The organism is Pseudomonas sp. TH43, assembly GCF_016650635.1.
Taxonomy (GTDB): domain Bacteria; phylum Pseudomonadota; class Gammaproteobacteria; order Pseudomonadales; family Pseudomonadaceae; genus Aquipseudomonas.
The window spans coordinates 1154657-1169919 of sequence record NZ_JAEKFI010000001.1 but is presented as its reverse complement, the minus strand read 5'-3'; the positions used below and the strand labels follow the sequence as shown (position 1 = coordinate 1169919).

Sequence of the window (15263 nt, the reverse complement as noted above, 5' to 3'; positions counted from 1 at the left end):
CCAAATCCTGAACACAACACAGATCAACTGTGGGAGCGAGCCTGCTCGCGAAAGCGGTCTATCAGACAGAGTTGCATTGACTGACACAGCGCTTTCGCGAGCAGGCTCGCTCCCACAGGGGATCTATTTCGCATTCAGGATCGGGCAAAAGGCGTTCATAGAGTGTTGTTCACTATTGTTCATTGTCAATCGCCCGACTGTTCAAATGTGTTCAGCAATGAATGCTCAATCACCGCGCTTTCAACGATTTTCACGACAAATCAACCACTTGCCATTTCTGGCATGAAACTCGCTCCCGTGTACAGGTCGCTTGACTCCAATAATAAAAAGGCCGAGCCATGTCACTCACCCTGGAGCACGTCAGCCGCACCGTCGAGGGCCAGACCTGGATCGACGATGCCTGCCTGAAATTCGAACCCGGTTCTTTCAACGTTTTGCTCGGTCGTACGCTGTCCGGCAAAACCAGTCTCATGCGTTTGATGGCCGGTCTGGACAAGCCCGACAGCGGCCGCATCCTGATGAACGGCGTCGACGTCACCCAGCGCCCGGTGCGTCTGCGCAACGTGTCGATGGTCTATCAGCAGTTCATCAATTACCCGACCATGACCGTATTCGAGAACATCGCCTCGCCACTGCGTCAGGCCGGGATCGGCAAAGAGATCATCCACAGCAAAGTGCAGGAAACCGCGAAGATGCTGCGCATCGAGAAGTTTCTGCAACGCTATCCGCTGGAGCTCTCGGGCGGCCAGCAGCAGCGCACGGCGATGGCTCGCGCATTGGTCAAGGACGCCGAGTTGATCCTGTTCGACGAGCCGCTGGTCAATCTCGATTACAAACTGCGCGAAGAGCTGCGCCAGGAAATGCGCGAGCTGTTCAAGGCGCGCCATACCATCGCGATCTACGCCACCACCGAGCCCAACGAAGCGTTGGCGCTGGGCGGCACCACGACCATTCTTCACGAAGGTCGGGTGATCCAGAGCGGCGCGTCGACCTCGGTCTATCACCAGCCGCAAACCGTGCTGGCCGCCGAGCTGTTCTCCGAACCGCCGATCAATCTGATGCCCGGTCGCATCGCCGGCAACGAAGTCAGCTTCGCCAACTTCGTGCACTTTCCGTTGAACGTCGATTTGCGTCCGGTGGGCGAGGGTGAGTTTCGATTTGGCGTACGCCCCAGTCATATCTCGCTGGTGCCAAGCAACGATGACGATCTGGAGTTGGCAGTCACCGTGGAAGTCGCCGAGATCAGTGGTTCGGAAACCTTCCTGCATGTGCGCAACGAACATTTCCTGTTGGTACTGCACCTGTCCGGTGTTCACGAATACGACGTCGATGCGCCGATCCGCATTTACATCCCGACCCACAAACTGTTCGTTTTCGATGCGCAGGGCCGCTTGGTGCAAGCCCCCGGCCGACGTGTCGCGAGGGTTGCCTGATGGCCGAAATCCGTTTGCAGCACCTCGCCCACAGCTACAGCAAAACCCCAGGCGGCGCGGAGGATTACGCGATCCGCGAGATGAATCATGTCTGGGAACAGGGCGGCGCCTACGCCTTGCTCGGGCCGTCGGGTTGCGGCAAGTCGACCTTGCTCAACATCATTTCCGGATTGCTCAGCCCCTCGCAAGGTCATGTCTTGTTTGACGGCAAAGCGGTCAATGACCTGACGCCGGAGAAGCGCAACATCGCTCAGGTTTTCCAGTTTCCGGTGGTTTACGACACCATGACCGTGTTCGATAACCTCGCTTTTCCCCTGCGCAATCAGGGCATGGCCGAGGCGAAAGTGCACAGCAAGGTGCAGGAAATTGCCGAAGTCCTCGACCTGCAAAACCTGCTGAGCAAAAAGGCGCGCAACCTCACCGCCGACGAAAAACAGAAAGTCTCCATGGGTCGTGGCCTGGTGCGCGACGACGTCTCGGCGATCCTTTTTGACGAGCCGCTGACGGTGATCGACCCGCACCTGAAATGGAAACTGCGACGCAAGCTCAAGCAGATCCACGAGCAGTTCAACATCACCATGGTCTACGTCACCCACGATCAACTGGAGGCCTCGACCTTCGCCGACAAGATCGCGGTGATGTACGGCGGGCAGATCGTCCAGTTCGGTACGCCACGGGAACTGTTCGAGCGGCCAAGCCACACCTTTGTCGGCTACTTCATTGGCAGCCCCGGCATGAACCTGATCGAAGTGCAGCCGCAGCCCGGCGGCGTCGGTTTCGCCTCGACGCACCTGCCGTTGTCCGACGCCATGCAGCGGCATATCGAACACGGTCATTGGAAAAACCTCAAGGTCGGCATCCGTCCCGAATTCATTCATGTATGGGACGAGCCGTTTGACGACGCGATGCAGGCACAGGTCGTACACGTCGAAGACCTCGGTACCTACAAGATCATGACCCTCGACCTCGACGGCGCGCCGCTGAAAGTGCGCCTGGCGGAAGACAAACCGGTGCCGCAAGGCACGGCGCATATCAGTTTCCCGGCGCAGTGGCTGATGGTCTATGCCGATGAATTCCTCCTTGAAGCCGACAGCAGCGAGGTGCAGCCATGAACAAGGTGCAGAACAACAAGGCCTGGTGGCTGGTGTTGCCGGTGTTCCTGCTGGTGGCGTTCAGTGCGGTGATCCCGATGATGACCGTGGTCAACTATTCGGTGCAGGACATCTTCGACCAGTCCAGCCGCTACTTCGTCGGTGCTGACTGGTACCGGCAAGTGCTGCTCGATCCACGCTTGCACGACTCATTGCTGCGCCAGTTCATCTATTCGGCCTGCGTGTTGCTGATCGAAATCCCGCTGGGCATTGCCGTCGCGCTGACCATGCCGACCAAGGGTCGCTGGTCATCGCTGGTGCTGATCATCCTGGCGATTCCGCTGCTGATCCCGTGGAACGTAGTCGGCACCATTTGGCAGATTTTCGGCCGTGCCGACATTGGTCTGTTGGGGTCGAGCCTCAACGCGATGGGCATCAGCTACAACTACGCGGCGAACACCATGGACGCCTGGGTGACGGTGCTGGTGATGGACGTCTGGCACTGGACTTCGCTGGTGGCGCTGTTGTGTTTCTCCGGGTTGCGGGCGATTCCCGACGTCTATTACCAGGCGGCGCGCATAGACAGGGCCTCGGCCTGGGCGGTGTTCCGCCACATTCAATTGCCCAAACTGAAAAGCGTGCTGTTGATCGCGGTCATGCTGCGCTTCATGGACAGTTTCATGATCTACACCGAGCCATTCGTGCTCACCGGCGGCGGGCCGGGCAACGCCACGACTTTCTTGAGTCAGACGTTGACGCAAATGGCGGTAGGCCAATTCGACCTCGGTCCGGCAGCGGCGTTTTCGCTGGTGTACTTCCTGATCATCCTGTTGGTGTCCTGGCTGTTCTACACCGCCATGACGCACTCCGACGCCAACCGCTGAGGCCCGGCCATGAGCAAAAGAAAGCTTATCCCGTTGCTGATCTACATCCTGTTCCTGCTGGTGCCGATCTACTGGCTGCTGAACATGTCGTTCAAGAGCAACACGGAAATCCTCGGTGGGTTGACGCTGTTTCCGCAGGATTTCACCTGGCACAACTACAAGGTGATTTTCACCGATCCGAGTTGGTACAACGGTTATCTCAACTCGTTGTATTACGTCAGCCTGAACACCGTTATCTCGCTGAGTGTGGCGTTGCCAGCGGCCTATGCGTTTTCGCGTTACCGCTTTCTGGGCGACAAGCACTTGTTCTTCTGGTTGCTGACCAACCGCATGGCGCCGCCCGCGGTGTTCCTGCTGCCGTTCTTTCAGCTGTATTCGTCGATTGGCCTGTTCGATACGCACATTGCCGTGGCACTGGCGCACTGCCTGTTCAACGTGCCGCTGGCGGTGTGGATTCTCGAAGGCTTCATGTCCGGGGTACCGAAGGAAATCGACGAAACCGCCTACATCGACGGCTACAGTTTTCCCAAGTTCTTCGTGAAGATTTTCATTCCGCTGATTGGCTCCGGCATCGGCGTCACGGCGTTTTTCTGCTTCATGTTTTCCTGGGTCGAGCTGCTGCTGGCGCGCACGTTGACCTCGGTAAACGCCAAGCCGATTGCCGCCGTCATGACGCGCACGGTTTCAGCATCGGGCATCGATTGGGGCGTGCTGGCAGCGGCGGGGGTGTTGACCATTCTGCCGGGCATGCTGGTGATCTGGTTTGTTCGCAACCACGTGGCCAAGGGCTTTGCCCTCGGCCGGGTCTGAGGAGCTGATGATGGAATGGATGAGCTGGACGACCCCGACAGCGGGGTTCTTCATCGCCATTGGTCTGCTGCTGGTGGGCATGACCACGTGGGAATTGCGCTCGCCGAGCATTTTGCGGCGAGGTCTTCTACCGATTGCCACCACCCGTGGTGATCGCTTGTTTATCGGTCTTCTCGGCAGCGCCTACCTGCATCTGCTGGTAATCGGCGTCACCGACTGGAGCATCTGGGTCGCGTCCGCGTTGTCCCTGGTGTGGCTGTTGGCTGTGATGCGTTGGGGCTAGTCGAATCGCTCGACAACTTGGCTCCACAACTTAAACAGGAGGTCTCTATGTTCGACAAAAACAATAAGCTGCGACATAGCATTTCATTGGCAGCCATGCTCGCACTCAGCGGTTTGAGCGCAGCCGCCTGGGCCGATGCGTACGAAGACGCGGCGAAAAAGTGGATTGGCAGTGAGTTCAAACCGTCGACCCTGACGGCCGATCAGCAACTCGAAGAGTTGAAGTGGTTCATCAAGGCAGCGGAGCCGTTTCGCGGGATGGAAATCAAGGTCGTTTCCGAGACCCTGACCACTCACGAATACGAGTCGAAAGTGCTGGCCAAGGCCTTCACCGAAATCACCGGGATCAAGCTCACCCACGACCTGCTGCAAGAAGGCGACGTGGTCGAGAAAATGCAGACGGTGATGCAGTCCGACAAGAACATCTATGACGGCTGGGTCAACGACTCGGATTTGATCGGCACGCACTTCCGTTACGGCAAGACTGAATCGATCACCGACCTGATGGCCAACGAAGGCAAGAACTTCACCTCGCCGACCCTCGACATCAAGGACTTCATCGGCATCTCGTTCACCACCGCGCCGGACGGCAAGATCTATCAATTGCCTGATCAACAGTTCGCCAACCTCTACTGGTTCCGCGCCGACTGGTTCGAGCGCGCCGATCTGAAAGCCAAGTTCAAGGAAAAGTACGGCTACGAATTGGGCGTGCCGGTGAACTGGTCAGCCTATGAAGACATCGCCAAATTCTTCAGCGAGGACGTCAAGGAAATCGACGGCAAACGCATTTACGGGCACATGGACTACGGCAAGAAAGACCCGTCGCTGGGTTGGCGTTTCACCGATGCCTGGTTCTCCATGGCCGGTGGCGGCGACAAGGGTCTGCCCAACGGTTTGCCGGTGGACGAGTGGGGCATTCGTGTCGAGGATTGCCACCCGGTCGGCTCCAGCGTGACCCGTGGCGGCGACACCAACGGTCCGGCGGCAGTGTTTGCCACGCAGAAATACGTCGATTGGCTCAAGGCTTACGCGCCACCGGAAGCGGCGGGCATGACCTTCTCCGAGTCCGGCCCGGTGCCGTCGCAGGGCAACATTGCTCAGCAGATTTTCTGGTACACCGCGTTCACCGCCGACATGACCAAGCCAGGCCTGCCGGTGATGAACGCCGACGGTACGCCGAAATGGCGCATGGCACCGTCGCCACGCGGGCCGTATTGGGAGCAGGGCATGAAGCTCGGCTATCAGGACGTGGGATCGTGGACGTTCATGAAGTCCACACCTGAGAAACAGAAACTCGCGGCGTGGTTGTACGCGCAGTTCGTCACCTCGAAAACCGTGTCGCTGAAGAAAACCATCGTTGGCCTGACGCCGATTCGCGAGTCGGATATCAACTCGCAGGCGATGACCGATCTGGCGCCGAAACTCGGTGGTCTGGTCGAGTTCTACCGCAGCCCGGCCCGCGTGCAATGGACTCCGACCGGGACCAATGTGCCGGACTATCCGCGTCTGGCGCAGTTGTGGTGGAGCCATATCGCCGAAGCGGCGAGCGGCGAGAAGACTCCGCAACAGGCGTTGGATGGCCTGGCCAAGGATCAGGACGCGATCATGACGCGCCTCGAACGCTCCAAAGCCCAAGCGGTGTGCGCGCCGAAAATGAACCCGGAACGCGATGCGCAATACTGGTTCGATCAACCGGGCGCACCGAAACCGAAACTGGCCAACGAGAAGCCGCAGGGCGAGACCGTGAGCTACAACGAACTGCTGAAATCCTGGGCGGATGCGCGCAAGTGATCGTGGCAATGTGAAAGGCAAACGGCACCGCAAGGTGCCGTTTTTTATGGGGCCCAACCTACCGCCATCGCTTGCAGGCAAGCTCCCACAGGTTTCAGCGGTGCCCACACACCCCGGGCATATCGCAGATCCTGTGGGAGCTGGCTTGCCAGCGATTGCTTTCTGACATTCAACATTGATATCGACTGACCCACCGCCATCGCTGGCAAGCCAGCTCCCACAGGTTCCTGTGGTAGCCCTCAAATTCCGCATGCACCACCAATCACTCCTATAGGTTTCAGCGGTGCTGATAAAACCTGGGAACAGTCGAGATCACTGTGGGAGCTGGCTTGCCAGCGATTGCTTTCTGATATTCAACATTGATATCGACTGACCCACCGCCATCGCTGGCAAGCCAGCTCCCACAGATTCCTGTGGTGGCCACAAATTCCGCATGCACCGCAAATCACTGTAGGAGTGAGCCTGCTCGCGATAGCGGTGTGTCAGACAACAAAGATATCGACTGACCCACCGCCATCGCGAGCAGGCTCACTCCTACAGGTTTCAGCGGTGCTGACCAAACCTGGGAACAGTCGAAATCACTGTGGGAGCTGGCTTGCCAGCGATGGGGCCATGGGTGTCGCCGCAGGAAACCCAAGCCTGAACACGGTCATCGCCCCCGGCAAACTTTTAACGTCCGCTACACCCTGATGCAGGCTCATGATCGAGCGCACGATCGCCAACCCCAGCCCAGTGCTGCCCTGTGAACGCGAACGACTGCTGTCGACCCGATAGAAACGGTCGAACAAATGCGGCAGATGTTGAGCCTCGATTCCCGCGCCGGGGTTGCTGACCAGCAGTGAGGTCTGCGCCGCGCCTTGTTCAATCAGCAACGTCACGGTTTTCCCGCCAGGGCAATGCCGCAAAGCGTTGGACAGCAAATTCGAAATCGCCCGCTGAATCATCAATCGATCCCCGAGCACTGAGGCACTCCCCACCACATTCAAACGAATCTGCTTGTCCTGCGCCGACAACGAAAACATCTCGGCGACTTTCGCCGCTTCAACCTCCAGCGCCACCGACTCAAACGGCGCCAGCGCCGACGGATGACTGACCTGCGCCAGAAACAACATGTCCGACACAATCCGCGCCACGCGCTCGAGCTCTTCGGTGCACGACACCAGCACATCTTTGTACTCATCCACCGAGCGTTCGCGCGACAGCGTTACCTGCGCCTTGCCCATCAAGTTGTTGATCGGTGTGCGCAGCTCATGGGCCAGATCATCGGAGAACTGTGACAACTGCTGCACGCCCGCATCGAGCCGGTGCAGCATGAAGTTGATGCCCTGTGCCAGTTCGCTCAATTCCTGCGGCATGTTCACCACCGACAAGCGATGATCGAGGTCTTGCGTGGAGACCATCGCCGCCACTTTGCGAAATTCACGCATCGGCGCCAATCCGCGCTGCACGGCGCCCCACGCGGTCAGACCGATGAACACCAGCAGCAACGGCAAGGCAATCAGCGTCGAGCGCAGATACGCGCTGAGCAAGGCTTGATCGTGGGCGTTATCGATCGATAACAGCACCGGCACGCTGCTGCCATCCTTGAGGCGAATCAGCTTCGACACGGTGAGGAATTTCGCCCCCTCGGCGTCGGTGCTCTCTGAATAAGCCAATTGATCGGTGGTTGCCCGCACGGCTTTCAATTCGACCCGCGGGTCGCTCAATCCGCTGCCGGACTTGAGCAGCGGCGAGCGCTGATTGACGCGGTCGTAAATCGTCAGCGTGAGGTTGTCGTGGCCCATCACCTGATCAAGCAAGATGTGCGGTTTGCCCGTGACTTCGTTGGCGTCAACGTACAACGCCAGGCTGTGTTCGACCTGCTCCATCTTCTTTTCCAGACTGTCTCTGGACAGCGCATTCAGCTCATGGGTCAGGGCGAAATAGGCGAGGATCGCCAAAAACACCACCAGCAGCGCGCCGAGAATACTCACCGTCAAACCCAGGCGCATCGACAGGCTGGCCGGCTTCATTCCCGCGCCTCCAGCACATAGCCGACACCGCGCAGGGTGTGGATCAGTTTGTTGTCGAACGGGTCGTCGATTTTTGCGCGCAGGCGGCGGATCGATACTTCGACCACGTTGGTGTCGCAGTCGAAATTCATGTCCCACACCAGCGAGATAATCTGCGTACGGGTCAGCACCTCGCCAGACTGGCGCATCAGCAGGTGCAGCAGGGCGAACTCCTTGGTGGTCAGGTCGATGCGCTGCTCGCCGCGAAATGCGCGATGGCGCCCCGGGTCAAGCTCCAGATCAGCGACTTTCAGCACCTGCGGCACCGGAATATTTTCGCTGCGGCGCATCAAGGTACGCACCCGCGCCAACAGTTCGGGAAACTCAAACGGCTTGACCAGATAATCGTCGGCGCCCAGATCGAGGCCGCGAATCTTGTCCGCCAGACGCCCGCGTGCGGTGAGCATCATCACCCGCGTTGAATGGGTTCGACGCAGTTGTTCCAGCACGCCCCAACCGTCGAGTTCCGGCAAGTTCACATCGAGAATCACCAGGTCGTACGCTTGTTGTTGCGCCAGATGCAAACCATCCGCGCCAGTGGCCGCGTGGTCAACGATATAACCACTTTCGGTCAAACCCTGATGCAAGTATTCGGCAGCTTTAAGCTCGTCCTCGACGACAAGGATTCGCATGATCAATCACCACTTTCATTGAATGGAAAAGTAATTAAGGTGACCGGGAAAGTTGTTGTTTTTGTAAGGTCTTCCGGACGTTTTCAATAACGATAAGAAGCCCCTCACCCTAACCCTCTCCCAGCGGGAGAGGGGACTGAACGTGAGATGCTTCAGAACTACACCGACGTGGAGCATCTTTACTGAATCCATAATCGACTTGATTTAACAGGTCGATGGAAAGTATCAGACACCTCGGTCGGCTCCCTCTCCCCCGGGAGAGGGCTGGGGTGAGGGGGACGGCACAATAAAGGTTGAAGCGACTACAGGGTCAACGAGCAAGCGGTGTAAAACAGTACTCTGCGACAGTCGGTCGCAGTGAAAATGGCAGAGTTCTCATTAGTTCGATTCAAGCAAGTGCTGTTCAGCAGATAACTAATGCGCATTTGTTTCCATGTATTGCAGTAACTGTATTCGTACTTCGCATCCTAGAACAAAACAACTTGGCGGAACCGTGGATAACGGATTTGTAATGTTCCAGTCACCTTGTCGATAAGTTCAAAACCCTACCGTGGCGGCATCGAAAATCCTCAATGAAGGAAGTCTTCCATTGCCCGGTTCAAGACAACTGACGGCGCGATCACGCCTGAAAAAAGCAGCCAGCGGCATTCTGTTGCTGGCCAGTACCAGCCTCGCGAGCGCCTCGACCCTGACTCTCGATCAGGCCCTGCAAACGGCCTTGGCCGGCAACCCGGATCTGGCCGCTGCACAATGGGAAATCGGCATCGCCGAGGGCGACCGCCAACAGGCTGGCCTGATCCCCAATCCCGAAGTCTCGTGGGAGGCTGAAGACACCCGCCGCAACTCGCGCACCACCACGGTGATGCTCAGCCAGCCGATCGAACTGGGCGGCAAACGCGGTGCGCGCATTGACGTCGCCAGCCGTGCGCAGGACGCCGCCGGCATCGAGCTTGAGCGCAAACGCAACGCCTTGCGCGCCGACGTAATTCAGGCGTTCAACAGCGCCCAGACCGCGCAGCAACGCTTGCAGTTGTCGCGCCAATCCATGCAACTGGCCGAACACGGTTTGCGCGTGGCGCAAGGGCGGATCGAGGCCGGCAAGTCTTCCCCGGTCGAGGGCACGCGGGCGCAAGTGCAGCTCTCCGAAGTACGCCTGGAGTTGAGCCGCGCCGAACGCGATCAGGCCAACGCCTATCAGCAATTGGCGCAGGTCATGGGAGCGCCGTTACCGACCTCGACCACGGTGCAAACCGCCACACAAAACCTCATCAACGTGCCGCCGCCAAACCGGCTGCTTGAGCGTCTGAACCAGACCGCCGAGCTGCGTCTGGCGCAGTTGCAGATCGATCAGCGCGAAGCCTCTTTAGGCCTGGAAAAATCCCAGCGCATTCCCGATCTCACCGTGAGCATTGGCAGCCAATACAGCGAAAACGAGCGCGAGCGGGTCAACGTGGTCGGGCTGTCGATGCCGATTCCGCTGTTCAACCGCAATCAGGGCAACGTGCTGGCGGCGGCGCGGCGCAGCGATCAGGCGCGGGATCTGCGCAACGCCACCGAGTTGCGTTTGCGCACGGAAATCCAGACCACGCTGGCGCAATGGCAGACCGCCAATGGCGAAGTCAGCGCGTTCAACCAGACCATCCTGCCCGCCGCGCAGAGCGCCGTTGAAAGCGCCACCCGTGGGTTTGAAATGGGCAAGTTCGGCTTCCTCGATGTGCTCGACGCGCAACGCACATTGATCAGCGCTCGTAGCCAATACATCCAGGCCGTCAGCGAAGCGACCGACGCCCGCGTACGTATCGAACGGATCTTCGGCGACCTCGCCGTCAGCCCTTGAATTTCACTTTTCAAATCACTGCGCGCAGGTTCGGCGCAGAGGAGTTTCCATGGATAAAAAACTGATCGTGGTCGCTGCGGCGACGCTGGCATTGGGCATCGGCATCGGCTCGATGTGGCCGGGCAATGGCGCTATCGACGCGCACGCCGATGAGGCCTCGGAACATGCCGATCACGCGGATCACGCCGAGGAGGGCGCCGCTGCCGAAGGCGAGCATGCCGAGGAAGGGCACATCGAATTGAGCGCCGAGCAGGTCACTGCGGCTGGTATTCAATTGGCTCAAGCGCGGGCGCAGACCATCAGTCTCGGCCTGCCGTTTCCCGGCGAAGTACGCTTCGACGAAGACCGCACCGCCCACATCGTGCCGCGTGTGCCCGGCGTGGTCGAGTCGGTAGCGGTCAACCTCGGCCAAGCGGTGAAGAAGGGCCAGTTGCTGGCCGTCATCGCCAGTCAGCAGATCTCCGATCAGCGCAGCGAACAGGCGGCCGCGCAACGTCGTTTGGCCTTGGCGCGCACTACCTACGAACGTGAGAAGAAACTCTGGCAAGACAAGATCTCCGCCGAGCAGGATTTCCTCCAGGCGCGCCAGGCGCTGGAAGAAGCCGAAATCGCCGTGAACAACGCTCGGCAAAAAATCAGCGTGCTTAGCGGCAGTGTCGTCGCCACCGGTGGCAATCGCTATGAATTGCGTGCGCCGTTTGACGGCGTTGTCGTGGAAAAACACCTGACGCCGGGGGAGGTGGTTGATGAAACCAGCGCGGCTTTCACGCTTTCGGATCTGTCGCGAGTCTGGGTGACGTTCGGCGTTTCGCCCAAGGATTTGAACAAGGTGCAGGTAGGCAAAGCGGTCACCGTCAGCGCCCCGGAATTGAATGCGCACGTTACCGGCAGCGTGGCTTACGTTGGCAGCTTGCTCGGCGAACAAACCCGCACCGCGACCGTTCGCGTCACCCTGGAGAACCCGCAGGGTTCATGGCGTCCGGGGCTTTTCGTCACCGCGCTGGTGGCCACCGACAGCCGTCAGGCGAAAGTCGCCGTGCCGGAAGCCGCGATCCAGACCGTCGAGGACAAACCCACGGTGTTCGTGCGTACCGACGACGGCTTCGAGACGCGAGCCGTGGAGCTGGGCAGCCGCGCGGATGGTTTTGTGGAAATCACCCAAGGGTTGGACGCCGGCGCACAAGTCGCCAGCGCCGGCAGCTTCGTCCTCAAATCGGAACTGGGCAAAGCTTCGGCCGAGCACAGTCATTGAAAAGCACGCTGAAGACTCTCACTGATCCCGGAAGGCCCTCATGTTCGAACGCCTGATCCAGTTTGCCATCGAGCAGCGCATCATCGTGCTGCTCGCCGTTCTGCTCATGGCCGGCCTCGGCATCGCCAGTTATCAAAAGCTGCCGATCGATGCCGTGCCTGACATCACTAACGTCCAGGTGCAAATCAACACCGGCGCGGCGGGTTTTTCGCCGCTGGAAACCGAGCAGCGCATCACCTTCCCGATTGAAACCGCGATGGCCGGTTTGCCGGCGCTGGAACAGACGCGTTCGCTGTCGCGCTCCGGGCTGTCGCAGGTCACGGTGATCTTCAAGGACGGCACTGACTTGTTCTTTGCCCGCCAACTGGTCAACGAACGTTTGCAGATCGCCAAGGAGCAATTGCCCGAAGGCGCGGAAGCGGTCATGGGGCCGATTTCCACCGGCCTCGGCGAGATTTTCCTGTGGACGGTCGAGGCCAGGGAGGGCGCGCTGAAGGACGACGGCACGCCGTACACGCCGACTGATTTGCGGGTGATTCAGGACTGGATCATCAAGCCGCAATTGCGCAACGTGCCGGGCGTCGCCGAGATCAACACCATCGGTGGTTTTGCCAAGGAATATCAGATTGCGCCGGACCCGAAACGCCTGGCCGCGTACAAGCTCACCCTCACCGATCTGGTCACCGCGCTGGAGCGCAACAACGCCAATGTTGGCGCCGGCTACATCGAGCGCAGCGGCGAGCAGTTGCTGATCCGCGCGCCGGGGCAAGTGGCGAGCACCGAGGACATCGCCAACATCGTCATGGCCAATGTCGACGGCACGCCGATCCGCATCAAGAATGTCGCCAACGTAGACATCGGCCGTGAACTGCGCAGCGGCGCCGCCACTGAAAATGGCCGCGAAGTGGTGCTCGGTACGGTGTTCATGCTGATCGGCGAAAACAGCCGCACGGTCTCGCAAGCGGTCGCCAGCAAGCTCGAACAGATCAACAAATCCTTACCGCAAGGCGTCGTCGCCGTGCCGGTTTACGACCGCACGCACCTGGTCGACAAAGCCATCGCCACGGTGAAGAAAAACCTCATCGAAGGCGCGATTCTGGTGATCGCGATTCTGTTCCTGTTCCTCGGCAACATCCGTGCGGCGCTGATCACGGCAATGGCGATTCCGCTGTCGATGCTGTTCACCTTCACCGGCATGTTCAGCAACAAGGTCAGCGCCAATCTGATGAGCCTCGGCGCGCTCGACTTCGGCATCATCGTCGACGGCGCGGTGGTGATCGTCGAAAACACCCTGCGCCGGCTCGCTCACGCGCAGCAGCATCACGGGCGATTGTTGACCCGAGCCGAGCGTTTCAGAGAGGTGTTTGCGGCGGCGAAAGAAGCGCGGCGACCGCTGATTTTCGGTCAGTTGATCATCATGGTCGTGTACTTGCCGATCTTCGCTCTCAGTGGCGTCGAAGGGAAAATGTTCCACCCGATGGCGTTCACCGTGGTGATCGCATTGTTGGGCGCTATGTTGCTTTCGGTGACCTTCGTTCCGGCGGCGATTGCGCTGTTCGTGACCGGCAAGGTCAAGGAAGAAGAGGGCGCAGTGATGCGCGGCGCGCGTCGCGTTTATGCCCCGGCGCTGGCCTGGGTGATGTCCCATCGAGCCGTTGCCGTGGGCGCAGCGTTGGGCGTGATTGTGCTCAGCGGCGCGCTCGCCAGCCGCATGGGCAGCGAGTTTGTACCAAGCCTCAGCGAGGGCGACTTTGCCCTGCAGGCCTTGCGCGTGCCGGGCACCAGCCTGACCCAATCAGTCGATATGCAGCAGCGGCTGGAGACCTTGATTCTGGCAAAAGTGCCGGAAGTCGAGCGTGTGTTCGCCCGTACCGGCACGGCGGAAATCGCCTCCGACCCGATGCCGCCGAACATCTCCGACAGCTACGTGATGCTCAAGCCCAAGGACCAATGGCCAGACCCGGGCAAGTCCCGGGAAACCCTGATGGCCGAACTGCAAGCCGCCGCCGCGTTGCTGCCGGGCAGCAACTATGAACTGTCGCAGCCGATCCAGTTGCGCTTCAACGAACTGATCTCCGGCGTGCGCAGCGATGTTGCGGTGAAGGTGTTCGGCGATGACATGGACGTACTCAACGCCACGGCCGCAAAGATTGCTGCGGCCATGCAAAAGGTCAACGGCGCGTCTGAAGTCAAAGTCGAGCAGACCACCGGGCTGCCGGTGTTGACCATCAACATCGATCGCGACAAGGCCGCGCGCTATGGGCTCAACGTTGGCGATGTGCAGGACACGATTGCGGTCGCAGTGGGCGGGCGCAAGGCGGGAACATTGTATGAAGGGGATCGGCGTTTCGACATGGTTGTGCGTTTGTCCGATGCCATGCGCAAGGATATCGATGGGCTCTCAGCGCTGTTGATACCGGTACCTGCACTGGTGAACGGCGACGCGGGGCAGATCGGTTTTATCGCCCTCAAGGAAGTCGCCAGCCTCGATCTGGTGCTCGGGCCGAACCAGGTCAGCCGCGAAAACGGCAAGCGCCTGGTGATCGTCAGCGCCAACGTGCGTGGGCGCGATATCGGTTCGTTCGTGAGTGAAGCAGGCGCAGTGATTGAGCGCGACGTGCAAGTGCCAGCCGGTTATTGGACGAGTTGGGGCGGGCAGTTCGAGCAACTGCAATCGGCGGCCAAGCGTTTGCAAATCGTCGTGCCGGTGGCGTTGCTGCTGGTGTTCGGGTTGTTGTTCATGATGTTCAACAATCTGAAGGATGGTTTGCTGGTGTTTACCGGGATTCCATTTGCGTTGACTGGCGGGGTCATGGCGCTGTGGTTGCGGGATATTCCGCTGTCGATCTCGGCGGGCGTCGGGTTTATCGCGTTGTCCGGTGTGGCGGTGCTCAACGGCTTGGTAATGATCGCGTTTATCCGCAATCTGCGCGAGGAGGGGCGCTCTCTCACGGATGCGATCAACATCGGTGCGTTGACGCGACTGCGGCCAGTGTTGATGACGGCGTTGGTGGCGTCGCTGGGCTTCATCCCCATGGCGCTGGCGACGGGCACGGGTGCAGAAGTGCAGCGGCCATTGGCGACGGTGGTCATCGGCGGAATCCTGTCGTCAACCATCCTCACACTGCTGATCTTGCCAGCCCTCTACCAACTCGCCCATCGCCGCGATGAGGATCCAACGCCCACCCAGTAATCAACTT

The 15263-nt window shown here is 59.5% G+C and carries 11 protein-coding genes; 9 read left to right on the top strand and 2 right to left on the bottom strand.

Annotated elements, in window-relative coordinates; all coding sequences use genetic code 11:
* The first annotated feature begins 338 nt into the window (after positions 1-338).
* From JFT81_RS05260 to JFT81_RS05235, 6 genes are read left to right on the top strand one after another with little or no spacing between them, the layout of a single operon-like run.
* Positions 339-1433 carry an ABC transporter ATP-binding protein gene (locus JFT81_RS05260; RefSeq protein WP_201204632.1) on the top strand — a complete coding sequence of 365 codons (1095 nt, stop codon included), beginning with the start codon at positions 339-341 and terminating at the stop codon, positions 1431-1433.
* Positions 1433-2545 (top strand): ABC transporter ATP-binding protein, encoded by a 1113-nt coding sequence (locus JFT81_RS05255; RefSeq protein WP_201226385.1) that lies wholly within the window; start codon positions 1433-1435, stop codon positions 2543-2545. The genes JFT81_RS05260 and JFT81_RS05255 overlap by 1 nt, the downstream gene beginning before the upstream one ends.
* On the top strand, positions 2542-3408 hold the full coding sequence (locus JFT81_RS05250; RefSeq protein WP_201148616.1) for a sugar ABC transporter permease: 867 nt from the start codon (positions 2542-2544) through the stop codon (positions 3406-3408). The genes JFT81_RS05255 and JFT81_RS05250 overlap by 4 nt, the downstream gene beginning before the upstream one ends.
* Positions 3409-3417: 9 nt before the next feature.
* The gene (locus tag JFT81_RS05245; protein WP_201204626.1) at positions 3418-4218 is read left to right on the top strand and encodes a carbohydrate ABC transporter permease; all 801 of its coding nucleotides are present in this window, start codon (positions 3418-3420) and stop codon (positions 4216-4218) included.
* A gap of 10 nt (positions 4219-4228) precedes the next feature.
* On the top strand, positions 4229-4501 hold the full coding sequence (locus JFT81_RS05240; protein WP_201204624.1) for a DUF2160 domain-containing protein: 273 nt from the start codon (positions 4229-4231) through the stop codon (positions 4499-4501).
* Between the two features lie 47 nt (positions 4502-4548).
* Positions 4549-6291 carry an ABC transporter substrate-binding protein gene (locus JFT81_RS05235; RefSeq protein ID WP_201204622.1) on the top strand — a complete coding sequence of 581 codons (1743 nt, stop codon included), beginning with the start codon at positions 4549-4551 and terminating at the stop codon, positions 6289-6291.
* 578 nt (positions 6292-6869) lie between these two features.
* Here the strand turns inward: JFT81_RS05235 and JFT81_RS05230 are convergent.
* Both JFT81_RS05230 and JFT81_RS05225 read right to left on the bottom strand, forming a co-directional pair.
* Positions 6870-8303: a heavy metal sensor histidine kinase gene (locus JFT81_RS05230; RefSeq protein ID WP_201226384.1), complete on the bottom strand. Its 1434-nt coding sequence runs from the start codon at positions 8301-8303 to the stop codon at positions 6870-6872.
* Positions 8300-8974: a heavy metal response regulator transcription factor gene (locus tag JFT81_RS05225; protein WP_086794596.1), complete on the bottom strand. Its 675-nt coding sequence runs from the start codon at positions 8972-8974 to the stop codon at positions 8300-8302. The genes JFT81_RS05230 and JFT81_RS05225 overlap by 4 nt, the downstream gene beginning before the upstream one ends.
* Before the next feature lie 589 nt (positions 8975-9563).
* On the opposite strand from JFT81_RS05225, the gene JFT81_RS05220 reads away from it, so the two are divergent.
* Genes JFT81_RS05220 through JFT81_RS05210 form a run of 3 tightly spaced genes read left to right on the top strand, consistent with a single transcriptional unit; the run spans position 9564 to position 15256 of the window.
* Entirely contained in the window at positions 9564-10811 is a 1248-nt protein-coding gene (locus tag JFT81_RS05220) for a TolC family protein (protein ID WP_201226383.1), read from the top strand.
* 49 nt (positions 10812-10860) lie between these two features.
* The gene (locus JFT81_RS05215; protein WP_201226382.1) at positions 10861-12063 is read left to right on the top strand and encodes an efflux RND transporter periplasmic adaptor subunit; all 1203 of its coding nucleotides are present in this window, start codon (positions 10861-10863) and stop codon (positions 12061-12063) included.
* 40 nt (positions 12064-12103) lie between these two features.
* The gene (locus JFT81_RS05210; RefSeq protein ID WP_201226381.1) at positions 12104-15256 is read left to right on the top strand and encodes a CusA/CzcA family heavy metal efflux RND transporter; all 3153 of its coding nucleotides are present in this window, start codon (positions 12104-12106) and stop codon (positions 15254-15256) included.
* Positions 15257-15263 lie beyond the last annotated feature (7 nt).